Annotated in this window: 19 protein-coding genes; 11 read left to right on the top strand and 8 right to left on the bottom strand. The window is 71.3% G+C overall.

The genetic code is table 11. The features are described 5' to 3' along the window. The first annotated feature begins 187 nt into the window (after nt 1–187). Complete coding sequence (locus tag ACIBQ1_RS32910; RefSeq protein WP_397283183.1) at nt 188–934, top strand: YaaA family protein; 747 nt, start codon at nt 188–190, stop codon at nt 932–934. Between the two features lie 528 nt (nt 935–1,462). On the opposite strand, the gene ACIBQ1_RS32905 is transcribed toward ACIBQ1_RS32910, so the two are convergent. The 3 genes from ACIBQ1_RS32905 to ACIBQ1_RS32895 form a co-directional block, all read right to left on the bottom strand. Further along, complete coding sequence (locus ACIBQ1_RS32905) at nt 1,463–3,121, bottom strand: RNA polymerase sigma factor (protein ID WP_397283182.1); 1,659 nt, start codon at nt 3,119–3,121, stop codon at nt 1,463–1,465. Between the two features lie 242 nt (nt 3,122–3,363). Next, nucleotides 3,364–5,460, bottom strand: a complete 2,097-nt coding sequence (locus tag ACIBQ1_RS32900; RefSeq protein ID WP_397283181.1) for a SpoIIE family protein phosphatase — start codon at nt 5,458–5,460, stop codon at nt 3,364–3,366. 246 nt (nt 5,461–5,706) lie between these two features. Beyond that, complete coding sequence (locus tag ACIBQ1_RS32895; protein WP_397283180.1) at nt 5,707–6,270, bottom strand: HhH-GPD-type base excision DNA repair protein; 564 nt, start codon at nt 6,268–6,270, stop codon at nt 5,707–5,709. A gap of 154 nt (nt 6,271–6,424) precedes the next feature. On the opposite strand from ACIBQ1_RS32895, the gene ACIBQ1_RS32890 reads away from it, so the two are divergent. The 6 genes from ACIBQ1_RS32890 to ACIBQ1_RS32865 all read left to right on the top strand — a co-directional run bounded on the left by ACIBQ1_RS32890 (nt 6,425) and on the right by ACIBQ1_RS32865 (nt 11,367). Then, a complete protein-coding gene (locus ACIBQ1_RS32890; protein WP_185078019.1) occupies nt 6,425–6,649 on the top strand; it encodes a hypothetical protein in 225 nt (74 codons plus the stop codon). 175 nt (nt 6,650–6,824) lie between these two features. Continuing rightward, nucleotides 6,825–8,315, top strand: a complete 1,491-nt coding sequence (locus ACIBQ1_RS32885; RefSeq protein WP_397283238.1) for a hypothetical protein — start codon at nt 6,825–6,827, stop codon at nt 8,313–8,315. 58 nt (nt 8,316–8,373) lie between these two features. Further along, complete coding sequence (locus ACIBQ1_RS32880) at nt 8,374–9,144, top strand: thioesterase family protein (protein WP_397283179.1); 771 nt, start codon at nt 8,374–8,376, stop codon at nt 9,142–9,144. Nucleotides 9,145–9,167: 23 nt separating this feature from the next. Next, the gene (locus ACIBQ1_RS32875) at nt 9,168–9,923 is read left to right on the top strand and encodes a LamB/YcsF family protein (protein ID WP_397283178.1); all 756 of its coding nucleotides are present in this window, start codon (nt 9,168–9,170) and stop codon (nt 9,921–9,923) included. After that, complete coding sequence (locus tag ACIBQ1_RS32870; protein WP_397283177.1) at nt 9,920–10,534, top strand: allophanate hydrolase subunit 1; 615 nt, start codon at nt 9,920–9,922, stop codon at nt 10,532–10,534. Before ACIBQ1_RS32875 ends, ACIBQ1_RS32870 begins: the two co-directional genes overlap by 4 nt. After that, nucleotides 10,531–11,367 (top strand): biotin-dependent carboxyltransferase family protein, encoded by an 837-nt coding sequence (locus tag ACIBQ1_RS32865; protein ID WP_397283176.1) that lies wholly within the window; start codon nt 10,531–10,533, stop codon nt 11,365–11,367. Before ACIBQ1_RS32870 ends, ACIBQ1_RS32865 begins: the two co-directional genes overlap by 4 nt. On the opposite strand, the gene ACIBQ1_RS32860 is transcribed toward ACIBQ1_RS32865, so the two are convergent. After that, entirely contained in the window at nt 11,345–12,175 is an 831-nt protein-coding gene (locus ACIBQ1_RS32860; protein WP_397283175.1) for a PhzF family phenazine biosynthesis protein, read from the bottom strand. The two genes, ACIBQ1_RS32865 and ACIBQ1_RS32860, sit on opposite strands and share 23 nt — an antisense overlap. Nucleotides 12,176–12,235: 60 nt before the next feature. On the opposite strand from ACIBQ1_RS32860, the gene sthA reads away from it, so the two are divergent. Continuing rightward, complete coding sequence (gene sthA, locus ACIBQ1_RS32855; RefSeq protein ID WP_397283174.1) at nt 12,236–13,651, top strand: Si-specific NAD(P)(+) transhydrogenase; 1,416 nt, start codon at nt 12,236–12,238, stop codon at nt 13,649–13,651. Here sthA and ACIBQ1_RS32850 read toward each other — a convergent pair whose 3' ends face one another. The 4 genes from ACIBQ1_RS32850 to ACIBQ1_RS32835 all read right to left on the bottom strand — a co-directional run bounded on the left by ACIBQ1_RS32850 (nt 13,652) and on the right by ACIBQ1_RS32835 (nt 18,949). Further along, entirely contained in the window at nt 13,652–15,496 is a 1,845-nt protein-coding gene (locus ACIBQ1_RS32850) for a ricin-type beta-trefoil lectin domain protein (protein WP_397283173.1), read from the bottom strand. A gap of 123 nt (nt 15,497–15,619) precedes the next feature. Continuing rightward, complete coding sequence (locus ACIBQ1_RS32845; protein ID WP_397283172.1) at nt 15,620–16,642, bottom strand: LacI family DNA-binding transcriptional regulator; 1,023 nt, start codon at nt 16,640–16,642, stop codon at nt 15,620–15,622. 76 nt (nt 16,643–16,718) lie between these two features. Continuing rightward, the gene (locus ACIBQ1_RS32840; protein WP_397283171.1) at nt 16,719–17,411 is read right to left on the bottom strand and encodes a DoxX family protein; all 693 of its coding nucleotides are present in this window, start codon (nt 17,409–17,411) and stop codon (nt 16,719–16,721) included. Between the two features lie 8 nt (nt 17,412–17,419). Beyond that, complete coding sequence (locus ACIBQ1_RS32835) at nt 17,420–18,949, bottom strand: MFS transporter (protein ID WP_397283170.1); 1,530 nt, start codon at nt 18,947–18,949, stop codon at nt 17,420–17,422. A gap of 233 nt (nt 18,950–19,182) precedes the next feature. Between ACIBQ1_RS32835 and ACIBQ1_RS32830 the strand changes: the two genes are divergently transcribed. The 3 genes from ACIBQ1_RS32830 (at nt 19,183) to ACIBQ1_RS32820 (ending at nt 24,325) form a co-directional block, all read left to right on the top strand. Beyond that, nucleotides 19,183–20,991, top strand: a complete 1,809-nt coding sequence (locus ACIBQ1_RS32830) for a hypothetical protein (RefSeq protein ID WP_397283169.1) — start codon at nt 19,183–19,185, stop codon at nt 20,989–20,991. Between the two features lie 15 nt (nt 20,992–21,006). Further along, on the top strand, nt 21,007–21,903 hold the full coding sequence (locus ACIBQ1_RS32825) for a haloalkane dehalogenase (RefSeq protein WP_397283168.1): 897 nt from the start codon (nt 21,007–21,009) through the stop codon (nt 21,901–21,903). Between the two features lie 64 nt (nt 21,904–21,967). Beyond that, nucleotides 21,968–24,325, top strand: coding sequence for an AAA family ATPase (locus ACIBQ1_RS32820; RefSeq protein WP_397283167.1), 2,358 nt, complete (start codon nt 21,968–21,970; stop codon nt 24,323–24,325). Nucleotides 24,326–24,339: the final 14 nt, after the last annotated feature.

The raw sequence follows: 24,339 nt of genomic DNA, 5'->3' as shown, positions 1-24,339 counted from the left end.
CCGACGATTCGGCGAAGAACACGGCCCAGTGGGCGGCGTCGCGGTGGCCGGCCACGTCCACCCGGTGAGCGTCACCCTGGACAGGGCCCGGCCAGGGTCGGCGGGTGGTGCCTGCTCGGGCCACCGTAAAAGATCGTGACGGGGACGGCGGGAGAGGCCCCGACCAGGGGCAATAAAGTAGGGGGTTGTGCTGATCCTGTTGCCGCCGTCCGAAGGGAAGGCGCCCGAAGGCAGCGGGCCGCCCGTCGGCGAGCTGTCCTTCCCCGCCCTCGACAAGGCCCGCAAACGCGTGCTGAACGCGCTCGTACGGGCCTCCAAGCGCCGCGACGCCCTCGACGTGCTCGGCCTCACTCCCGGACTGGCGGGCGAGCTGGCCAAGAACACCGCGCTCAAGACCGCCCCCACCCTCCCGGCCGCCGACCTCTACACCGGCGTCCTCTACGACAACCTCGGGCTGGGCACCCTCGACGACGAGGCGCGGCGGCGGGCGGAGGAGTCGGTGCTGATCTTCTCCGGCCTGTGGGGTGTGGTGAGAATCACAGATCTCATCCCGCCGTACCGGCTCTCGATGGGCGTCAATCTCCCGTCTCTCGGCGGGCTGGCCGCGTTCTGGCGGCCGTTGATCGCCAAGGAACTGGACCGCGACTCCGGGCTGGTGGTGGATCTCCGTTCGGCCACGTACGCCAGCGCTTGGCAGCCTGGCGAGCGCTCGGTGACGGTACGGGTGTTCCGGGACGGCAAGGTCGTCAGCCACATGGCCAAGGCGACCCGGGGCGAGATCGCCCGAGCCCTTCTGCGGCACGACACCGCCCCGGCCACCCCTGATGAGCTGGCCAAGACCCTCGACGCCCTGGGCTACACCATCGACCTGGCCGAACCCGCCCGCGCGAAACGCCCCTGGACCCTCGACGTGCACGTCACCGACCCGGCGTAAGGGTGATGCCGCCCGTCTGCGGATGGCGACGCCGGTGCCGCCGTCTCGCGGCCGCTCACAACGACGGGGCGGGCGGGGTTGGGCGGGCAGGGCGAGACGGGCGCGCGCCGGGAGTGCCGGGACGCTGACTGTCGCAGAAATGACCGCCGCGCGTCGCCCGGGCGTGTCGTTCGACCGTGCGCCGGCTGTGCGTGGGCGCCAACAGCGCGGCGGAAGCGCCCAGTTTCTGCATGTCGAGCGCCCCTCAGCGGCACGGTGGTCTCCACTGCTGCAGCGGACGCGCCTGCAATGGGACGGGGCGCAGGTGCCAGACGACCAGCAGCGCACATGCCGACTGCACAGCGTAGGTGCCGGTACAGGGCGGCGACGCAGCGGAGATGCCGCTGGGAGAACGGTGGGGCCGAGGGGGCCGATGGTCACCCTGATGGGGCCGGGGGCGGGTGACAGAGGGGTGGCGAGGGGAGGGTGGGGTGGGAATGCCGCCGCCCCGCGCGGAAGGACCGGGCGGGGCGGGGGATTCGAACGAGGTCAGTCCAAGTAGTCCCGGAGGACCTGGGAGCGCGAGGGGTGGCGCAGCTTGGACATGGTCTTGGACTCGATCTGGCGGATGCGCTCACGGGTGACCCCGTAAACCTTGCCGATCTCGTCCAGCGTCTTCGGCTGCCCGTCGGTGAGACCGAAGCGCATCGAGACGACGCCCGCCTCCCGCTCCGACAACGTGTCGAGAACGGAGTGCAGCTGCTCCTGGAGCAGCGTGAAGCTGACGGCGTCGGCTGGGACGATGGCCTCGGAGTCCTCGATGAGGTCGCCGAACTCGCTGTCGCCCTCCTCACCCAGCGGGGTGTGGAGGGAGATGGGCTCGCGCCCGTACTTCTGGACCTCGACGACCTTCTCGGGCGTCATGTCCAGCTCGCGGGCCAGCTCTTCCGGCGTGGGCTCGCGGCCGAGGTCCTGCAGCATCTGCCGCTGGACGCGGGCCAGCTTGTTGATCACTTCGACCATGTGGACCGGGATGCGGATGGTCCGCGCCTGGTCGGCCATGGCACGCGTGATCGCCTGCCGGATCCACCACGTGGCGTAGGTGGAGAACTTGTAGCCCTTGGTGTAGTCGAACTTCTCGACGGCCCTGATCAGGCCCAGGTTGCCTTCCTGGATCAGGTCGAGGAAGAGCATGCCGCGGCCGGTGTAGCGCTTGGCCAGCGAGACCACGAGCCGGAGGTTGGCCTCCAGCAGGTGGTTCTTGGCCCGGCGGCCGTCCTCGGCGATCCACTCCAGCTCGGCCTTGACGTCGACCGGCAGCCCCTCGGTCTCCCCGCCGCCGAGCTGCTCCTCGGCGAACAGGCCCGCCTCGATGCGCTTGGCGAGCTCGACCTCCTGCTCGGCGTTGAGCAGGGGGACCTTGCCGATCTGCTTGAGGTAGTCCTTGACCGGGTCGGCGGTGGCGCCGGCGGCGGCCACCTGGGCGACCGGGGCGTCATCGTCGTCGTCGGAGAGGATGAGGACCTCGTCCTCGGTCTTCGCGGCCGCGGCGACCTCGGCGGGCTTGGGCTCGGCCTCGGAGTCGTCGTCCGACTCCTCCTCGGAGTCGCCCTCGGAGTCGGACTCCTCGGCCACGATCTCGTCGTCGTCGACGTCGATGTCCTCGAGGTCCTCGAGCTCAACGTCTCCCTCGAGCTCGATGTCCTCGTCGTCGTCGGAGTCAGCCCGGGACTCGGGCTTCGGCTTGGTCTCGGCAGGCCCAGCACTCTTCGGCTCGGCCTTCTTGGCGGCGGCGGGAGCCGCGGCCTTCTTCGCCGCCGGAGCGGCCTTCTTTGCAGGGGCCGCCTTCTTGGCGGCCGGCTCGGCTTCTGCGGCGCCCACGACCGCGGTCACGGTCTCGGGCTGCTGCTCTTTGGCGGCTGCCGCCGTCTTGGTCTTGACGGGGGCAGCGGTGCGGCGCTTTGCTGGACCACGAGACTTCTTCGGCGCAGCCGAATCCGCGGCGGTCACCACCACGGTCACGCCCTCTTTGCTGAGGTTCCGCAAGAACGCGGCGGCGTGCGACATGGGGATGTCCGCCTCCTCGAAGGCCTGACGAACATCCTCAGACTCGAGGAAACCCTGCGAGCGCCCACGCTCGAGCAGTCGCTGAATGACGGGCTCGTTCAGCTCTTGTGGCTTCGAGCGAGTCGAACTTGCAGGCGACACGAACACCTCTCGAACGAACGCGTGGCGACAATGGACCCAGATGCCCGCTGGGGGGCTGTTGCCTCTCTCGGAGATCGGTGAGGCCGTGCGGACCGCGACGGACCTGCACAGCATTCTGGCACGACCCCGCGCTCCATACGGCCGCCTCCCGGCGGTTGTCCTCCACCCTAGGCCGACCGAGACAGTAGTGCGTACGTAAGCGGGGCACTGATACCCGAAAGCAACCGTTATGACTGTTTCATTCAGTCACTCTTCGTGGCTGGCGGGACGTGAATTGCTAGCGCGGTAACGTCATCATCCTGTTCATATCCAGACAACATCCGGTCAACCAGGAAGTCCAGCAGCATGTGCGGACTACTCACAACTTCAGGCGGCGCTTCGGTCACAACACTGCAAAGCTCTGCCAAACCGCCATCCAGTCCGCGCTTCCTGTTCTCGACGAGGCCGTCGGAGTAGAGCACGGCGGTATGGCCGGGCGGCACCACGAACCGGAACTGCCTGCGACTGGTCGGCCAGCCTAGCGGAGTGCCGGGCTCGGCGTCGCAGAGGATCGCCGTGCCCTGTGGCGAAACCAGGACGGGTGGCGGGTGTCCGGCCAGGGCCAGGGTGCCCTCGCCGGTGACCGGCTCCACGACCATGTACGCCAAAGTCGTGACCTGTTCTTCCTCTTCCGTGGCCTCGAAGACCCGGTCGAGACCGGTCAGCACGGCCGCGGGCGGCGGGTTGGTCAGCGCCAGCGCCCGCATGGCGTTGCGGATGCGGCCCATGCCCGCCGCGGCCTTGACGCCCTTGCCCATGACGTCGCCGACGACCGCCGCGACCCGCCCGTCCTGCAGCACGAACGCGTCGTACCAGTCGCCGCCGACCTGAACGTGACGGCTGCCGGAGCGGAAGCGCTGGGCCAGCACCAGGCCCTTGATCACGGGCAGGCGGTCGGGCAGCAGGCTGCGCTGGAGCGTCTCGGCCGTGCGGTGCTCGCGCTCGAACAGCGTGGCCCGCTCGACCGCCAGCGCGCACTGGCCGGCCAGCGCCTCCAGGAAGACGCCGTCCTCCTGGGAGATCTTCACCGGCCTGGTGAAGGAGAATCGGAGCGCTCCCAGAGCCCTTCCTGCCGCCAGCAGCGGCAGACCCACCCACGCCCGCTCGTCACCGTGGGTGAGGATGTTGGCCAGGATCTCCTCGTCGCCGCCCGCCTCGAGCAGCTGGGCCTTCAGCGAGTCGGGCGACTCGGCGAACACCGGCCGGCGGCTGTTGACGGCCATGGTCATCACGTTGGAGTGGGACAGCGGGATCTCGTCACCGGTGATCCCGGAGGCCTCCAGGATGCCCTCGCCGTTGATCAGCTTGAGCGCCGCGCGGTCGGGGTCGAGCAGTGCCACCGCCGAGCGGTCGGCGGCCAGGGCCGTGCGGCCCACGTCGATGATGACCTGCACCACCTGCTCGACCGTCAGGGCCTCGGCGAGCATCGCGGTGGCGCCCTGGAGCCTGGCGGTGCGCAGGGCTGCGGCGCCGAGCTGGTCGGTCAGCCGGCCGCGCATCTCCTCGGCCTCGCGCTGCGGGGTGACGTCGGTGTTGGCGCCGACCCACTCCACGACCCGGCCGTGCCTGATGATCGGGACGGCCCGCACCTCGAAGTGGCGGTAGCCGCTGGCCCGGGTGCGCACGCGGTAGTTCCACTCGAACATGGTGCGCCCGCGCAGCGCCTCCCTCCAGGCCTCCTCGGTCTGCTGGCGCTCCTCGGGGTGGACGACCTCCAGCCAGCCGTTGGCGAGGTATTCCTCCAGGCCCTGGCCGGTGATGGCGCGCCACTGGGGCGCGTCCTCGACGACCGCGCCGGTGGGGGAGGTGATCCAGACGAGCTGCGACTGGGCCTCGACGAGCGAGCGGTAGCGCTCCTCGCTGCGGCGCAGCGCCTCCTCGGTCTGGCGGCTCTCGGTCACGTCGAGCCCGACGAGCGCGATCGCGCGCAGCTCGCCCGCCGCCTCGTCGTGGACCGGCGAGAACGACAGCGACCAGTGCCTGGTGTCGCCCTCCGCCGACCGCACGCGTACGCGGCCCTCGGTGACGGGCGCGTCGGTCTCGATGACGGCCTGCACGGCATGGGTGATGATCTGGCTGAGGTCGGCGGCGAGCACCTCGACCGGCTGCCGGCCGGCCATGCGCTCGGCGGGCACGTTGACGACGTCGCTGAACACGTCGTTGACCCGCTGGATGCGGCCGTCACCGTCGAAGAACGCGAACGCGAACTCGGCCTCCGACAGCATGCCCTTGAACAGGGCGGAGTCCGAGATGTCCACATCCGACTCCCGGGGACGGGGAACGGAGGTCTCGGCACTCATGGTCCGCACCTCCGTCGCGTGCCAGGGTCTCCCACGCGGCACATCTCCATAACTGTGTATCGGCGTAGCGCAGCTCCGGGCGACCGGATTCTGCAGTACATCATCGGCGATGGGCATGTGTGGACGGAAGCCCCCGTCGCGGCCCGGTCGCCTTTAGGGTCTACGCATCCTGTCAAAGTCGCTCCACATTGCGCAGCAAGATCAGGTTACAGCGCTCGATCGCCGGGGCCGAGACCCCGGCCCCAACTACTTCGCCGCGCGCTTCGCCTCCTGCTTGAAGGCTCGCACTTGGGCCAGGCTGTCGGCGTCGACCACGTCGGCGACCGACCGGTGCGACCCGTCCTCGCCATAGTGTCCGGCCGCCTCCCGCCAGCCCGGCGGCTGGACCTCCAACTGCTTCCCCAGCAGTGCCAGAAAAATCTGGGCCTTCTGTTTGCCGTAACCCGGAAGGTCCATCAGTCGTTTCAACAGCTCTTTGCCGTCGGCGGCGTCGGCCCACAGGCTCTCCGGCCGGCCGTCGTAGTGCTCCACGAGGTAGGAGGCGAGCTGCTGGACCCGGGCCGCCATGGACTTGGGGTAGCGGTGCACGGCCGGTTTCTCGGCCAGCAGCGCCGTGAACGCGTCCGGGTCGTAGGAGGCGATCTCCGCGGCGGTCAGGTCGTGGCCCAGTCGCTCGGAGATCGTATACGGACCCGTGAACGCCCATTCCATGGGGATCTGCTGGTCGAGCAGCATGCCGACGAGCAGGGCGAGCGGACTGCGGCCGAGGAGTTCGTCCGCCTCGCTCCGCTGGGCGAGCTGGATGCGCATGGAGACAGCTTCGCACGAATGGGCACCGGGTGAAGTGAACACAACCGCCACGGAGCCTTGACAGCTGCCCGAGAAAAGGTGGAATGGGAGCGCAAGTCGCCCTGCCGACATTCCTGGGGGTTTGCCCCCGGGTCTCCAGAGGAATCTCACTTCTATGCTCGCTCTGGCCACACGGTTCCTGCGCGAACCGGTCAGTCTCAGGCTGGCCGAAGAGTTCCTGACCGTGCCCGTGGACACGATCGACCGCTGCGTGGCCGACGTGTGCGCGTGTGCGCAGCATCTTGGCGTCTCGGCGACGCCGGAGATCGTGGAGCGCATCGCTCGCGAGCACCTGCTCGCGATCGTCAACTCAGCGCCTCCGCCCCGAAGTTCCCGGTAGACAAAGAAAAGCCCGGAAGTCCAGTTAAGTCCCATCCAGAAGTCCCCGATAACATCGGGGTCACCAGGCCGAGTTCTACGCACCGTTTGCGCCTGGAATACGAGAGAGTGAGGGTGTGCGCCGACACCGACGAGATCCCCGGGAGAGCACCCCGCCAGACGACGTGTTCAAGGAGATGGTGCAGGCGGCTCGCGAGCTGCTCGCCGTTCGCACCCCTCTCGACGCGGAGCTGATGGTCTCCGACATGATCGGAGCCTGGTGGGGCAAGCGGGTCAGGGGCGGCGACGTGGAGCAGGTGCTCGGGGAGGGGCTGGTCGACTACGCCGCCAAGGCCGGCACGCCGGCCTCGCTGACGCTGCTCATCTGCCTGGCCTATCTCGGCACCGCCCGCCAGGGCGCCAAGGCCGAGGGCGCGGCGCTGGCCATGATGGAGTCGGGGGTGGCCAGGCCGGGCTGGGCCGACCGGGTGGGCGCGGTCAAACCGGCGGGCTGTTACGTCTCCCGCGACGCGTACGGCGACCAGGACACGGTGATCTGCACCTTCGCCTACCGCTGGGACGAGGACTCGCTGCCCGTCGACCGGCACGCGCTCGTCATGGTGGTCGATTACAACATGAGCGGCATGGCCCGGGACGCCTGGGTGTCCTCGCAGGTCGACAAGCTGCTGGAGCAGGCCAGGGCCGAGGCGGCGGGCAATCCGCTGCTGCTGTTCGAGGAGATCGAGCCCGAACAGGCCAGGGCGCTGCTCGAGTCGGCCATGAAGGCCACCAGGGAGCCGAAGACGCCGCCGCCGGTGAGCGACAGCTACAGCGCCTACCACGCCTTCGCCCGCGCCAGGCTCAAGGCGCTGCCGCCCGGGCGCAAGCGGCCGGCGCCGCGGCACACCGAGGCCCCGTACAGCAGGGAGCGGCGGGCCATGCTGGCGGCGGAGTTCCTGGCGTCCGACGCGGCCGAGCACCTGTCCGACCCGTCGGCGGCCTCGCGCTGCGCCGACCACATCATCGACTACGGCTGCGACCAGGACTTCAACCGCCCGCTGCGGGTCAGCCCGACCAAATGTGAAACGTTCCTGCTCGACTGGCTGCCGCGCAAGGTGATGCTGAGCGTGGCCGAGCAGGAGGCGATGCCGCACGTGCTGTCGGCGTGGGTGCGCTTCGCCGCCCACCGCACGGGCCTGCCCGAGCAGGGGCTCAAGGCCACGCTGGACGCGGTGTGGGAGGCGATCGGCAAGTTCCCCGAGGCGTACCGGGACCCGACGTCGTTCGGGCTCGACCGGCCGCTGCTGGAGCGGCTGCTGCCGGACGGCGACCTGTCGGCGCTGGCCAGGCGGGCCTTCGCGTTCCCTTACCTCCAGGGCGTCCACAACGGGATCGAGCTCGACAAGCTCAACCCCGCCGACGAGGCGGACCGGCGCACGCTGCTCGAGATCGACCACGGTGGAACGATCGACCAGGAGCACCTGGCCTGGCACGAGGAGATCGCCACCCGGATGTGGGACGGCGACCCGCCGCAGCTGTGGGAGGCCGCGCAGCGCCTGCTCGACCTCGGCCACGACCGCCACGACGTGCTCCACGTGCTGATCGAGATCGCCGAGCGGATCGGCGGCGACCCGGACGAGCTGGCCGCGGCGCTGGACGACATCGCCGACATCCCCGACGAGTTCTAGGCACGGTCCGGCGGCCTGCGAAGGGTCGCTCATCGCGGCGTGACTAGAATTTCCTTCTATGGCGATGTACACCCGCTTGGCCGAAGGGCGTTATCGGGCCTCCGAGCACACGCAGGGCCCGTGGGACCCGCGCGCCCAGCACATGGGCCCGGTCACCGCCCTGATCGTCCACGAGCTGGCCGCGACCGCGCCGCGTCCCGGCCTGGAACTGTCCAGGCTCGTGGTGGACGTGTTCGCGCCGGTGCCCGTGGCCGAGCTGGAGATCGCCACCGACGTCATCCGTGACGGCAAGCGCGTGCAGTGCCTGTCGGCGAGCGTCTCGTCCGGTGGCCGCGAGTACGCCAGGGCCGGCGCCTGGCGCATCCGCACGGCCGACACGCCCGCCTCACCGGTCCCCGCCCCGCCAGGACCGATCCCGCCGCCCTCGGAGGAGGTCACCCGCTCGTGGCTCGGCTCGGGCTTCGGGTACGGCCGGGCCGTCGACTGGCGTTTCGTCGAGGGCGGCCCCACGGAGCCCGGCCCCGCCAAGGTCTGGGGCCGGTTCACGGTCCCGCTGGTCGAGGGCGAGGAGATCACCCCGATGGAGCGCCTGGCGGCCTTCGCCGACAGCGGCAACGGCGTCAGCGCCGCCCTCGGCTTCGACACGCACGTATTCGTGAACGTGGACCTGACCATCTCGTTGTTCCGCGCCCCCGAGGGCGAGTGGATCCGGATGGACGCCGCCACGGTCCTCGGCCCGTCCGGCAGGGGCCTGACCCGGTCCACCTTGTACGACGGGACGGGTGAAGTGGGCACGGCGATCCAGACGTTGTTCGTCGCACCGAGATAGGCGCCGAGATAGCCTCTACTGCCATGGTGATCGACCTCAACGCCGACCTGGGTGAAGGGTTCGGGGTGTGGCGGCTCGGCGACGACCTCGCCCTGCTCGACATCGTCACGAGCGCCAACGTGGCCTGTGGCTTCCACGCGGGCGACCCCGTGACGATCAGACGCACGTGCGCGGCGGCCGTCGACCGCGGGGTGACGATCGGCGCGCAGGTGTCCTACCGCGACCTGGCGCACTTCGGGCGCAGGGAGATGGACGCCGAGCCGGAGGAGCTGTGCGCCGAGGTGCTCTACCAGCTCGCGGCCCTCGACGGCATCGCCAGATCCATGGGCGGCCGGGTCTCCTACGTCAAGCCGCATGGAGCGCTCTACAACCGCATCTGCCGCGACGAGGCGCAGGCGGCGGCGGTGATCGACGCGGTGGCCGACTACGACCGCTCGTTGCCGGTGCTCACGCTGCCCGGCTCGGTGGTGCACGCGGTGGCGGCCGCCGAGGGCGTCCCGACCGTGAGCGAGGCGTTCGCCGACCGCGCGTACACCCCCGAGGGGATGCTGGTGTCGCGCAGGGAGCCGGGCGCGGTCATCCACGACCCCGTGGCGGTGGCCACCCGTGCGTGCCAGATGGCCGTGGAGGGCTCTGTGACGGCCGTCGACGGCAGTTCCATCCCGATTTCCGCCCGTTCCATCTGCGTCCACGGAGACACGCCCGACGCCGTCCGGCTGGCGCAGGGAGTGCGGGACACGCTGCTGGCGGCCGGAGTGGTCCTGCAGGCGTTCGCGTGATCCGGGCGGCCGGGGAGCACGGGCTGCTCGTGGAGACCGGCTCGCTGGAGCTGTCGCACCGGCTGGACGCGGCGCTGCGGGCCGATCGGCCGGCCGGGGTGGTGGAGATCGTGCCGGGGCCCGAGACGGTGCTCGTGGTGGCTCCTGGGGCGGATCAGGCGCGGTTGCGTACGCTTCTGGCGGACCTCGTCGGCCGCGAGCGCGACAGGACCGGTGCTCCGGCGGCCGAGGGGGAGGTCGTGACGATTCCCGTCGTCTATGACGGCGCGGATCTCGATTCCGTGGCGGCACTGGCCGGGATCTCGGCGGACGAGGTGGTCTCCCGGCACGCGGGGCGGGAGCTGGTGGTGGGCTGGCTGGGGTTCGCCCCGGGGTTCGCCTACCTCACGGGGCTGGATCCGGTGCTGGAGACGCCCAGGCTCGACACGCCGCGCACGTCGGTGCCGGCCGGGTCGGTGGCGGTGGCGGGGCCGTACTCGGCGGTCTATCCGAGCGCCTCGCCTGGTGGGTGGCGCCTGATCGGGCGCACGTCCGTGCGGGTGTGGGACGTGACGGCCGACCCGCCCTCGCTGTTCAGGCCGGGCGTGCGCGTGCGGTTCGAACCCGCATGATCGAGGTGATCGCGGCGGGGCCGTACGCGACCGTTCAGGATCTGGGGCGGCCCGGCCTCGCCCACCTGGGGGTGCCCCGCTCGGGAGCGGCCGACGCGCCGAGCCTGCGGCTGGCCAACAGGCTCGTGGGCAACCCGGAGGGGCTGGCGGGGGTCGAGCTGACGTTCGGGATGGCGCGGCTGCTGTTCCACGACGGGGCGTGGGTGGCGCTGGCGGGCGCGCCCCTGGACAGCGCGGCCGGGATGGGGGCGCCGTTCTGGGTCGCCAAGGGCACGGAGCTGCGGCTGGGCATGCCCGGCTGGGGGCTGCGCACCTATGTGGCCGTGCGCGGCGGGATCGCGGTGGAGCCCGTGCTCGGCAGCCGCTCCACCGACTCGCTGTCCGGGCTCGGCCCGAAGCCGCTGCGGGCGGGCACGCTGCTGCCCGTCGGGCGGCCCGAGGGCGTGATCTCCGTCGATCTGGCGCCGCCGCCCGGTCCCCGGCCCGCCGTGCTGCGGGTGACGCCGGGGCCGCGCGACGACTGGTTCGTGCCGGACGCGCTGGCCGGGCTGTGCGCGCGGCCGTACACCGTCAGCCAGGACAGCAACCGGGTCGGCGTGCGGTTGAGCGGTGCCGAGCTGGTCAGGGCCAGGGAGGGCGAGCTGCCGAGCGAGGGGATGGTCACCGGGGCGATCCAGGTGCCGCCGAGCGGGCAGCCGATCGTCTTCCTCGCCGACCACCCGCCGACGGGCGGCTACCCGGTGATCGGCGTCGTACGCGAGGCGGACCTGCCGGTCGCCGCCCAGCTGAGGCCGGGCGACGAGGTGCGGTTCACAGTTCGACCTGGCCGGTGACGCAGGTCAGCACGGAGCCGCCCACCCACACGTCCCCCTCGGCGTCGGTGGAGATGTGCACCCGGCCGGAGAAGCCCAGCACCGTGCCCTGGCGGGCCACGTACGGGGCCTTGGCCCGGCCCGAGCCCAGCAGCCACTGGGCCATGGACGCGTTGAGGCTGCCCGTCACCGGGTCCTCGATGGTGGAGCCGTGCGCGTGCGTGAACGCCCGCACCTCGAAGTCGTACGGCGCCCCTTCGGGATAGGGGCCCGCCACGCCCACGAAGCCGGGGACGAGGCCGGGACGCAGGGCGAGCACGGACTCGGCGTCCGCGAGCAGCACCGCCACCCAGCCGGGGCCGTTGTCGGCCCACTCGACGGCCACGATGTCGGCGCGCCCGATCCCGAGGGATTCGGCGATCCTCTCGACCAGCGGCTCCTCCACGGGGCCCGACCTCACGAGGGGCGGCGCGTGGAAGGCCAGCCCGTCGCCGGTCCCGCGCACCCGTACCAGACCGGCGGCGCACTCCTGGACGATCTCGCCCTCCTGGTGCGGCACTCCCCCGGCCTCCAGCCAGGCGTGGCAGGTGCCCAGCGTCGGGTGCCCGGCGAAGGGCAGCTCCTTGGACGCGGTGAAGATCCGCACCCGGTAGTCGGCCTCGGGCGTGGTCGGCGGCAGCAGGAAGGTGGTCTCGGCCAGGTTCGTCCAGGTGGCGAACCGCTGCATCTCCTCGGTCGTCAGCCCCTGGCCGTCGAGCACGACAGCGAGCGCGTTCCCGTGGTACGGGGTGGTGGTGAAGACGTCAACCTCGGTGAAAGGGCGCAACATACTTCGGAGTCTCGCAGACAGGTCTTTTCCCGTTAACACGCCACCAGCAGACTGTACGGTGTGGCGGACTTTGATGTTGTGGTCCTGGGTTCCGGGCCAGGTGGGCAGAAGGCCGCGATCGCGGCGGCGAAGCTCGGCAAGCGTGTCGCCGTGATCGAGAAACGACACATGCTCGGCGGCGTGTGCATCAACACGGGAACGATCCCCTCCAAGACCCTGCGGGAGGCCGTCCTCTATCTCACAGGGCTCAACCAGCGGGAGCTGTACGGCGCGAGCTACCGCGTCAAGGACGAGATCACGGTCACCGACCTGGGGATGCGCACCCAGCACGTGATCGGCCGCGAGATCCAGGTGATCCGCAGCCAGCTCGCCCGCAACCACGTGACGGTGCTGCAGGGCACCGGCCGGTTCCTGGACGGGCACACGATCGGGATCACGCACGAGGAGGGCAAGTCCGAGGAGACGAAGATCACGGCCGAGAAGATCGTGATCGCCACCGGCACGTCGCCCGCCCGGCCCGACAGCGTCGAGTTCGACGACAGGACGATCATCGACTCCGACGCGATCCTGCACCTCGACCGCATCCCCGAGACCCTCGTCGTGGTGGGGGCCGGGGTCATCGGCATCGAGTACGCCTCCATGTTCGCCGCGCTCGGCACCAAGGTGACGGTGGTGGAGCGGCGCGAGCGCATGCTGGAGTTCTGCGACCTGGAGATCGTGGAAGCGCTGAAGTACCACCTGCGCGACCTGGCCGTGACGTTCCGCTTCGGGGAGAACGTGGCCGCCGTCGAGCGCCGCCCCGGCGGCGCCCTGACCCTGCTGGAGAGCGGCAAGAAGATCCCGGCCGACTGCGTCATGTACTCGGCCGGGCGGCAGGGCAAGACCTCCGAGCTGTGCCTGGAGGCCGCCGGCCTGGCCGCCGACGCCCGCGGCCGCATCTCGGTGGACTCCAACTACGCCACCGAGGTGCCGCACATCTACGCCGTGGGAGACGTGATCGGCTTCCCGGCGCTGGCGGCCACCTCCATGGAACAGGGGCGGGTGGCCGCGCAGCACGCGTGCGGGGAGCCGGTCGAGGACACCCGCGAGCTGCCGCCCATCGGGATCTACACCATTCCCGAGATCAGCTTCGTCGGCCGGTCGGAGGACGAGCTGACCCGGGACAAGGTGCCGTTCGAGGTGGGCATCTCGCGGTACCGGGAGCTGGCCAGGGGCCAGATCATCGGCGACTCGTACGGGATGCTCAAGCTCCTCGTCTCCCCCGAGGACCGGCGGCTGCTGGGTGTCCACGTGTTCGGCACGGGGGCGACGGAGCTCGTGCACATCGGACAGACGGTCATGGGGTGCGGCGGGACGATCGACTACCTGGTCAACGCCGTGTTCAACTATCCGACGCTGGCCGAGTCGTACAAGGTGGCCGCGCTGGACGCGATGAACAAGATGCGGGTGGTCGCCCGCCTCACCGCCGGCATGTGATCACGACAGCGTCCACTTCTGGTTGGCGGCGCCCGTGCAGGTCCAGATCTGCAGCCGGGTGCCGTCGGCGCTGGTGTTGCCGGTGGCGTCGGCGCACTTGTCCGCGGCGGGGTTGACCAGGTCCCGGCCCGAGGTGTGGGTCCACTGCTGGTTGGCGGCGCCGGTACACGACCAGAGCTGGAGCTTGCTGCCGTCGGCGGTGCCGTGGTCGACCACGTCGAGGCACTTGCCGAGCGCGCGCAGCGTGCCGTCGCCCGGGCGGGTCCACTGCTGGGCGGCGGTGCCGTTGCAGGTGTAGAGCTGCACGGCGGCGCCGTCGGCGGCGCTGCCGCCGGCCACGTCGACGCACTTGCCGGCCAGGCCGGTGATCGTGCCGCCCGGGCTGCTGCCCGGCGTGCCCGACCAGGTGAAGGTCGCGGTGGTACGGGCGGGCAGCGTGTAGACGAACGACTGGTTGCCCCAGTTGACCCTGATCGACTGGGCCGAGGTGCCGCCGTTGTGGGCGATCAGGGCCTTGGAGCCGTCGGGGTTTCGCCAGGCGACGTTCTGCACGGTGGAGTTGGCGGTCGAGTCGATCCGGTACGCCCCTGGTCTGACGAACTTGGTGAGGTGGCCGGTCGTGTAGTACTCGATCGTGTAGTCCACCTGGCCGGCGCGCGAGCCGCCCTCCTGGACCGTGATCAGGCCGGTGCAGACGTCGCAGCCGCCGTTGTGCGGGCCCATGAACTGGTTGAGCGCCAGGCTCCACTTGACCACGCTGCGGCTCCAGTTGCGGGTGTAAGTGACGATGTCGGCCATGTCCTCGTTGTGCTGGTTGCCGATCCAGGTGCCGCCGGAGTGCTCGGTGCTGAACTGGGGCACCGACGGGTACTGGTCGTGCACCTGCGAGCCGACCGCCGGGTCGCCGAAGTAGCCGTGCCAGGCGATGCCGCCGAACAGCGGGTCGTTCCGCAGCGTCGCGTCGGCCAGGATGGGGCCGCCGATCTGGCCGTAGTCGCCGTAGTTCCAGTCGTGGACGAGCACCTTCGTGTTGATGCCGGCGGCCCGGAAGGCCGGGTACACGAAGTTCTTGGTCAGCTCGGTCAGACCGGAGGCGTTCCAGCTCATGCCGGGGTAGTTCATCTCGGTCGGGTTGGACGCCTTGCAGCAGTTGGGCTCGTTCTGGACGGAGATGTAGTTCACCGGGACCCCGGCGGCCTGGTAGCTCTGGATGTACTTGACGAAGTACTGGGCGTACATGCCGTAGTACGCGGACTTCAGCCAGCCCATCTGGTCCATCCGGCCGTTGTCCTTCATCCAGCCGGGCGCGCTCCACGGCACGGCCTTGACCCGCAGCTCCGGGTTGAGTTGCTTGGCCTGGACGGTCAGCAGGCGCACGTTGGTGTCGTAGCCGTTGGCGCCGAAGTCGTTCAGGTCGCAGCAGGTGTCGTCGAGCGAGACCATGCCGGGGCGCGACAGGTCGGAGGCGCCGATCGGGTTGCGGACGAACGACAGGCCGATCCCGTCCGTGGGCGAGAACAGCTTGCGCATGGCCGCGTCCCGCGTGGCCGCGCTGACGGGGCCGCCGCGCAGCAGGTACGCGGTCGTGTCGGTGATCGACGCGCCGGCGCCCTCGAACTGCTGGTACGTGGTGCCCTCGTTGACGGTGATCGTGTGGCCGGCGCTGCCGCCGGCGGGGCCGAAGGCGATGGGCGTCTGCTGCGCGAGGCCGCGGGTGACGTTCCGGCCTGCGGCGTCCGAGGTGGTGGTGAGCCAGACGTTCACCGGCTCGTTGGCGGCGTACGCCGGGACGGGCACGGCCAGCGCCAAGACGATCGCGCAGGCGAGCGTGAGTATTCGGGACACGGCTCTGCTTCCCTTCCGGGCTGGGGGGTGATGCCATGTAACAAATGAAACAATAAAGAAACTTTCTCTTAACGTCAGCACGAGTGACAAGCAGAGTCAAGCGATGAAACAAATGAAACAGGATCAGATCTGTCCGGTGGAACCACGGACGATCAGCTCGGTTTCGAGCGAGACGTGCAGCGCCTCCACGGCGTGGCGGCTCAGCAGCCGCATCAGCAACGTGACCGCCATCCGGCCCATCTCCTGCAGGGGCTGACGCACCGTGGTGAGGGCGGGCGAGGTGGCCCTGCTGACGTCGATGTCGTCGAAACCGGCCACCGACAGGTCTCCGGGGACGCTCAGCCCGCGCTCGGCCGCCGCCCACAGCGCCCCGACGGCCATCTTGTCGTTGAACGCCACCAGTGCCGTCGGCCGCCGCGGCAGGTCGAGCAGCTCGCAGGCCGCCAGGTAGCCGTACTCGGTGCTCGGCTCCGGCACGCTGCGTAGCAGCTCGGGCTCGGGCAGCACCCCGGCGTCCGCCAGCGAGGCCGTGTAACCGGCCAGCCTGGCCTCGCTCGGCAGCCACTCCACCGGCCCGCCGATGATCCCGACCCGGCGGTGGCCCAGCCCGACGACGTGCGCCATCAGCTTGCGCCCGCCCGCGAAGTGAGCGGCCGACACCGCCGCGATGTCCTTGGGGGGCGGGGTCCTCGGGTCGATCACCACGAAGGGGAAGCCGCTGTCGCGCAGGCGTGCCAGCTCCTCGCCCGGCTCCGGCGGCAGGATGAGGATCGCGCCCGCCACGCCCTGCCTGCCGGGGAGCCCGGCGAGCACCGGGGCGTCCTGGGCGGCCTCGCCCGCGCCGAGGATCATCTGCCTGCCGTGCAGCTCGATCGTCTCCCCCACCGAGGAGACGATGAGCCCGAAATAGTCGGTCAGCACGTACGGGCAGCGCACGTAGACGGCGCCGGCCGACGGGTCGGGGACCGCGCGCGGCCTCGGCGCCTGGTCGCCGAGGCGGCCGACGGCGCGCAGCACCAGCTCGCGGGTGTGCGGGGCGACGTTGGCCTGGCCGTTGAGCACGCGGGAGACGGTGGCGATGGACAGCCCCGTCTCCGCCGCGACGTCACGAACCGTCGCGCGCATCCTGCCGGACCTGGCCGCCATCCACGCCCCTCGCTCGCCCTGCGGCCAGAATAGCCGGGCCCGCGCCGCGGCCGGGGCGGTCACCCGGCGGGACCGGTCAGTCGGAGGTTGGGCGGCGGGTGCGGGCCGGGGGTTTCTTGCGGCCGGCCACGAGCGTGTCGCCGGGCACCGGGGCCGGGTCCGCCGCGCGGCTCGCTTCCCCGCCCTTGGCGCGCGGCCGAGGATGGGGCGCCGTGTCCTCCGAGGCCGAGGCGTCGGCCGCCTTGTCGTCCGGCTCAGGATCGGGAGCCGATGATTTGTCGGGTTCGCGGAGCGAGGCGATGACGCGGTCCGCCTCGGTGTCGGCCGCGAACTCGTTCGCCGCCTCCGACTCCCTCCGCCTGATCACCACCATGTGGTCCACCGACACCCGCCCCGCGCCCACCACGGCGAGCAGGAGGGAGGCGGCACCGAGGAGGATGAGCTCGTTCAGGCTGATGGGGTTGAGCGGCGGGGCCACCACGAAGACCCCCAGCGCCTCGGCGAAGAGGATCAGCCCGGTGGCCGAGACGGCCAGGCCGGCGATCAGCAGCGCGCCGCCGATGAGCTCGGTGAGCATGGTGACGGTGGCCCAGGCGCCGGGCGCGGGGGCACCCTGTTGGAGGAACTTCGCTCCGGTGGCCTTCAGCCCGTCTTCCAGCTTGGTCCAGCCGTTCGCGAAGAAAATGCCGCCCACGCCGACGCGGGCGACTAAAGCAGCAAGATCACGGAGGGCCTGTTTCACGGTAGTTGTCTGCCCTGAACGGGACATGGCACACCTCAATCACGGCTGAGCAGCGTGGCCACCGCGACGGCGGTCAGGCTGAGCAGGACGACGCTGACGACCACGGTCGTGTGCAGGGCGTTCACGAAGGCCCATCGGGCGGCGTCGAGCAGGGCGCCGCCTGCGCTGCCGCCCACCTCGTGCGCGACGTGCGCCGCGCCCGCGAGCGACTGCCTGGCCTTGTCCATGCCGCTCGCGGACACGCCGGGTACGGAATGCAGGCCGGGGGCGTACACGACGGCGGTGATCGTGCCGAGCACGGCCACGCCCAGCCCGGCGCCCAGCTCGTACGCGGTCTCCTCGATGGCCGCGGCACCGCCCGCCTGGGACTCGGACGCCGCGGACATGATCGTGTCGGAGGCGGCCAGCAGCGCCACCTGGACCCCGAACCCGATGCCCACGAAACAGATCGCCAGCATGACGGGATGACCCTCGACGCCCCAGGACAGCGTGGGGGTCAGAGAGAGCGCGACGAGCCCGAGCCCGCCGCTCATAGTGGTTCGCATGCCGATTCTCGGCAGGATGTGAGCGGCGGCGAGCCCGCCGGAGATGGCCGAGATCACCAGCGGCAACATCCTGACCGCCGCGCGCAGCGGGCTGTCGCCGAGCACGAGTTGCAGGTATTGGGCGAGCATGAGCTGCAGGCCCACCAGCGCGAACACGCCGAGCAGCACGCCTGCCACCCCGGTCGCGAACTCGCGGCTCCGGAACAGCCCGACCTCCAGCAGCGGCTGTCGCAGGCGGGTCTGGCGGCGTACGAACACGCCCAGGAGCCCCAGACCGGTCAGGAACACCAGCACCGACGCCCACAGCGGCATCAGGCTGCCCGCGCCCGCCTCTTTCAGCCCGAACGCCAGCGCCAGGATGCCGAGCACCGACAGCACCGCGCTCATGCCGTCCCAGGCCCGGTCCTTGCGTCCCCGCGAGTCCGGCAGCAGGCGGACGGCGGCGGGGATCAGGGCCAGCAGGATCGGCACGTTGATGAGGAAGACGGCGCCCCACCAGATGCCGACGAGCACGCCGCCGACGAGCGGCCCGACCGCCGCGCCGGCCGCCGCGACCGCGCTCCAGACGCCCAGCGCGATGGCGCGCTCACGCCTGTCGGTGAAGATCTGGCGGATCAGGGACAACGTGGCCGGCATGATCATGGCCCCGCCGATGCCGAGCAGCGCCCTGGCCAGGATCAGGGTCAGCGGTGTCGGTGCGAACGCGGCCGCCGTCGAGGCGAGGCCGAACAGCACGTAGCCGAGCAGGACCAGCCGTTTGCGCCCGAACCGGTCGCCGAGCGTGCCGAACATGATCAGCAGCGGCGCGACCACCAGCGAATAGATGTCGATGATCCACAGCAGTTGCACCGCGGACGGCTCCAGCGCGGCCGTGAGCGTGGGCACCGCGACGTGCAGGACGGTCGCGTCGACGGTGATCAGCAGCAGGCTCACGCAGAGCAGCACGAGAATGGACCAGCGGCGGTCCCCGTGCTCCCGATCGGCAGTCCGTACGAGGGGTGCGGCCTGTGTGACGGTCATGGGCCTCCTTGCAGGCCGATCCGTCGACAGGGCCCGCACATGCTCTTTGGTCGGTGGCGAGAGCCCGGCTCGACGCTCGCTCCTTCCGAGCTCATCCGCCTTGACTCCTAGCGCTCCGGCTTGCGTCGCAGCTTAGGGCATGTCCAGCACTTGTCATAGCAGTATCGACTGATCCACAGATGCCCCGGTACCTCTCTAGAGAGATACAGCCATATGTCGGCACCTATCCAATCTTGGTCCTCGACCCGATCATGGAGATCGTGGGGGCCGACCAGAGTGATAGAAAAGGCGATTTTTCCGACCGATCCTCACGTGAATGGTGTGACGAGGCCCTCGACAGGCTGACCGCCGGCCGCCCCGAGTCCGCGCTCGACGCCGCCCGCCGCGCGGCCGACCTGGATCCGGGCGCGGAATGGGCGTACCGGCTCATCAGCCTCGCCCACGAACGGCTGGGCCGCGACGCCGACGCGCTGCCCGCCGCCGAACGGGCCGTGGAGCTGGCCCGCGGCTCCTGGCCGGCCCGCCTGCGCCTGGCCGCGATCCTGCGCCGCTCCCCCGGCCGCCGGCAGGAGGCGCTGGAGCACGCCACGCTGGCCGGGAAGTTCGCGCCGGAGCAGGCCGACCCCGGGGTCCTGCTGGGCGACCTGGCCCTGCTGGGCGGCGACCACGCCGACGCCGAGCGGTCGTACCGGGCCGCGCTCGCCATCGACCCCGGGCACCCCCAGGCCCGCGTGAACCTCGGCCTGTCCCTGCTGCGCTGGGACCGGCCCCGTCCGCACCACGATCCGTCCTGGCCTGTCGACCCGCGCGAGACGGGCAGGGCCAGGCGGGCGCTGGAGGTCTGGTCCCGCCAGGCCCGCCTCCTGGTCGCGGTCGCCACGCTCGCGATCGCCGGGGCCGCGCTCCTCCTCGACCGGGGCGTCCAGGCCCAGTTCGGCGGCCTCGCCGTGCTGGTGCTGCTGGCGCCGCTCACGGTCAGGCAGGCGCGGCGGGTGGGCCTGTGGCCGTACGTGCCCGCGATGCTCCGCAGGGATCCCTGGCTCGGCGCCGCGGTGGTGTCGGCGGTCGTGTCGGTGGTGTCGTTCGCCGTCTGGCTGCTGCTGGGGGCGATGCCGTCCACGCCGTCCGCGCTCGACCCTGTCTGGGCGGGGCTGGCCGGCATCGTGGTGCTGGCCTGGCCCGCGCTGGCCGCCGTACGGGCGCCGGCAGAGGCGTGGCGCGGCCGGCCGCTCCTCGCGCTGGCCGAGACCGCGCGCGCCCGGGAGGCCCGCGAGCACGCCCACGCGGCGCAGGCCGGCCGCACCGCCCGCAGGAACACCGGCGTGATCCTCTGGATCCTGCTCGGCAGGACCTGGTCCGTGCTGGTCCCGCTGGTGGGCGGGGCGCTCGCGGTGGAGCCCAGGGCCGCCGTCGCCGCCCTCGCGGTGCCGTACCCGATGGTGCGCGGCTACCTGCGCGCCCGCCACCGCGACGACCGCTGGCTGCCCGCCGCGACCGCGCTCGTCGTCCTGGCCGCGGCCGCCTGCGCGGCGGGCGGGCTGCTGCGGGCCTGGCAGGTCGAGCCGGCCGCGACGTGGGCGTGGCGGGTCGGGCTGGGCGCGCTCGCGGCGGTGGTGGCCGTGTTCGGGGCGCGGGCGGCACGGGCCTGGTGGCGGGGCGGGCCGGGCCCGTGGCGGACCTCCCTGATCATGTGCGATCTGCCCATGGGCGCCGAGCCGTCCATCGCGCTGAACCCGGAGGTGCGCCAGACCTTCTCGTACGCCCGCAGCATCGTCCTGTCCTACGCCGACTCCCTCGGCCCCCGGGTCGCCGGCGCGGTGGCGTCCGTCACCTCGTCGGGCGAGCTCCGCGTGATCACGGAGCTGAACGCGTGGGACGCCGTCGAGACCGACCCCAGGGTGGCGGTGTTCGCGGCGGACCCGCTGCAGCGGCGGTTCTGGGTGGAGGTGCGCGGGATCGCCCTGCCCGACTCCGACGTCCTGCGCGTCACCCCCAAACAAGTGCTCGTTGGCGAATTCCCTGGGCGGCACCAGCGGAGCTAGCTAGAATCTTGTTCTATGCGGACCCTGCGCACGCCGGACGAACCCTTCGCCGACCTGCCCGACTTCCCGTACGAGCCCCGCTACGCCGACGTGACCGACGGCCTGCGGATGGCCTACGTCGAGGCGGGTCCCGCCGACGGCGAGCCCGTCGTGCTCCTGCACGGCGAGCCGAGCTGGTCGTTCCTCTACCGGCACGTCATGCCCGAGCTGGCCGCGGCCGGGCTGCGCGCGATCGCGGTGGACCTCGTCGGGTTCGGCCGCTCGGACAAGCCCGCCGACCAGGCCGAGCACACCTACGCCAGGCACGTCGAGTGGACCCGCGCCCTGCTGCTCGACGCCCTCGGGCTGAGCGGCCTCACCGTCGTCGGCCAGGACTGGGGCGGCCTGATCGGGCTGCGGATCGCCGCCGAGCACCCCGAGAGCGTCGCCAGGATCGTGGCCGCCAACACGGGCTTGCCCACGGGTGACATTCCCATGCCCGACGTGTGGCACCGGTTCAGGAACGCCGTGCTCAAGGCCCCGGTGCTGGACATCGCCCGGCTCGTCCAGGCCGGCTGCAGGACGGAGTTGCCGGCGGAGGTCCGGGCGGCCTACGACGCGCCGTTCCCCGACGAGTCGTACAAAGCGGGCCCCCGCATCATGCCGAGCCTCGTCCCGATCACGCCCGACGACCCCGCCGCGCCCGCCAACCGCGCTGCCTGGCAGATTCTCACGACGCTCGACCGGCCTTTCCTGGTGGCCTTCTCCGACGGAGATCCGATCACCGGCGGCATGGCGCCGATCCTGCTCAAGTCGATCTCAGGCACGTCCGGCCTGCGGCATCCCGTCATCAAGGGCGCCGGGCACTTCCTCCAAGAGGACGCGGGGGCCGAACTCGGGCGGCAGATCGCCGCTTTCGTGACCTCCACCTAGCGTGTCAGGAGCGCCCAATCGTCGGTCCGGTGCGGTATAACCGGGGGCGGACCGGGGAGGCGTGATGCGGGAGTCCGGCAGGGCCCAGGCCGCGGGGCGGGCCACGGCGCGGGATCTGTTCGAGAAGGTTCGGCTGGGTTATTACCAGATTCCCCCGGCCGTGCGCCGGGTCCTCTACGTGGTGGTGCTGGTCGCCGTCATGGGCCTGGGGGCGGCGCTCGGGTGGAATCTGCTCACGACCTTCCCCCTCGTCCTGCTGGGGCTCGCGTTCGTCGCGCTGACCATGCGCTTCCCCCGCGCCGCCGCCACCGTGCTGGTGGTCGCGGGCTGGATCCCCCTGGCGCTGGCCGTCTTCTCCGGGCTCGCTCTGTTCCCGCCGGGTTCCGGCGCGGTGCACCTGATGGTCGCGCTGGCCCTGCCGGTCGCCGCCGCCGCCCACCTCATCCGCTGGGTGGCGCCGTGGGTGACCACGATGCTGGCGCTCGCCTCAGCCGGCGTGCTCGCCGTGCCGCTCTCGTTCATCTCGCCCAGCACGGCGGTCTGGGTGGCGTACGCGGCGGCCGCCGCCGTGCTGGTCTACCGGTTCCTGCTGGCCCGCAAGGTCAGGGCGGAGAGCGCCGCGGCCGAGGAGCAGCAGGTGCGCGTCAGGGCCCGGGAGGGCAGGCCCGAGTCCCATCAGGACAAGTCGGGCGGCCCACCGCAGATCTCCGTCGAGGACGCGCTCAGCGAGCTGGAGAGCATGGTCGGCCTGGCCCCCGTCAAGGAGCAGGTGCGCTCGATCGCCGCCTCCATCGAGGCGTCCCGGCTGCGCGCCGAGGCCGGCTACACCACCGAGCGGCCCACCAGGCACTTCGTCTTCGTCGGCCCGCCCGGCACCGGCAAGACCAGCGTGGCCCGCGCGCTCGCCAAGATCTTCTACGCGTTCGGCCTGCTGGAGACCCCCTACGTGGTCGAGGCGCAGCGGGCCGACCTGGTGGGCGAGTTCCTGGGCGCGACCGCGATCAAGACCAACGAGCTGGTCGACCGGGCCCTGGGCGGCGTGCTCTTCATCGACGAGGCGTACGGGCTGATCAACTCCTCCGACGGCCAGCCCGACAGGTTCGGCGCCGAGGCCGTGCAGACCCTGCTCAAACGGGCCGAGGACGACCGCGAGCGGCTGATCATCATCCTGGCCGGCTACGAGCAGGAGATGGGCTCGTTCCTGTCCAGCAATCCCGGGCTGGCCAGCCGGTTCGCCACCCGCGTGCGCTTCCCCGGCTACTCCCCCACCGAGCTGGTCGAGGTCACCGAGCTGCTCCAGCGGCGCCGGGGCGACACGATGGCCGCCGAGAGCAGGCCGGTGCTGCTCGGCCTGTTCGAGGACGTGCACCGGCGCGGTCTGGTCGACGAGCTGGGCAACGCCAGGTTCGCGCGCAGCCTGGTCGAGGCCGCCGCGCAGGCCCGCGACGTGCGCGTGGTGGGCGCGGGCGGCACCCCGACCACCGAGGACCTGGTGACCACCACCACGCCGGACGTGACCAAGGCGTTCGACGAGCTGACCGCCCGCTTCCGCGGCTACGTCGCCACGCCCACCCTGGAGGAGGCGCTGGCCGACCTCGACGGGATGGCCGGCCTGGCGCCGGTCAAGCGGCAGGTCCACGCCATCGCGGCCCAGCTGCAGGTGGCGCGCATGCGGCAGGAGCGCGGGCTGCCCACGCCGCCGCAGATGCGGCACTTCGTCTTCGTCGGCCCGCCCGGCACCGGCAAGACCACGGTCGCCCGGGTCGTCGGCCGCGTCTTCGCCGCGCTCGGCCTGCTGGCCAGGCCCGACGTGGTCGAGGCGCACCGCGCCGACCTGGTCGGCCAGCACCTCGGCGCCACCGCGATCAAGACCAACGAGCTGGTCGACCGGGCCCTGGGCGGCGTGCTCTTCATCGACGAGGCCTACAGCCTGGTCAACCCCGGCTACCAGGGCGGCGACGCGTTCGGCGCCGAGGCCGTGCAGACGCTGCTCAAGCGGGCCGAGGACGACCGCGACCGGCTCGTCATCGTGCTGGCCGGCTACGAGCGCGAGATGGACGCGTTCCTGACCACCAACCCCGGCCTGGCCAGCCGGTTCAACCAGCGCGTGGCCTTCCCCAGCTACGCGCCGCAGGAGCTGTCCGAGATCGCGGTGTTGCTGGCGGAGAAGGCCGGCGACACCTTCGACGACGAGGCGCTGCGCGACCTCGACGACGTGTTCGCCTGGGTGTGCGAGGAGCGGCTGATCGACGGGCTCGGCAACGGCCGGTTCGCCAGGTCGCTGTTCGAGCGCGCCGCCATGCGCCGTGACGTGCGGCTGGCCGCCCACGCCTCGCGCGGCGGGTCCGCCAGTTCGGCCGACCTGACGACGATCACGAGCGAGGATGTCCGCACGGCCGTGGACGAACTTTCCGGACGTTGACCATCTTCGGCGGT

Source organism: Nonomuraea sp. NPDC050153 (assembly GCF_044460125.1).
Lineage (GTDB): Bacteria > Actinomycetota > Actinomycetes > Streptosporangiales > Streptosporangiaceae > Nonomuraea.
Note: the sequence above shows the minus strand (reverse complement) of the source record. Positions and strands in the feature narration are given on the sequence as shown.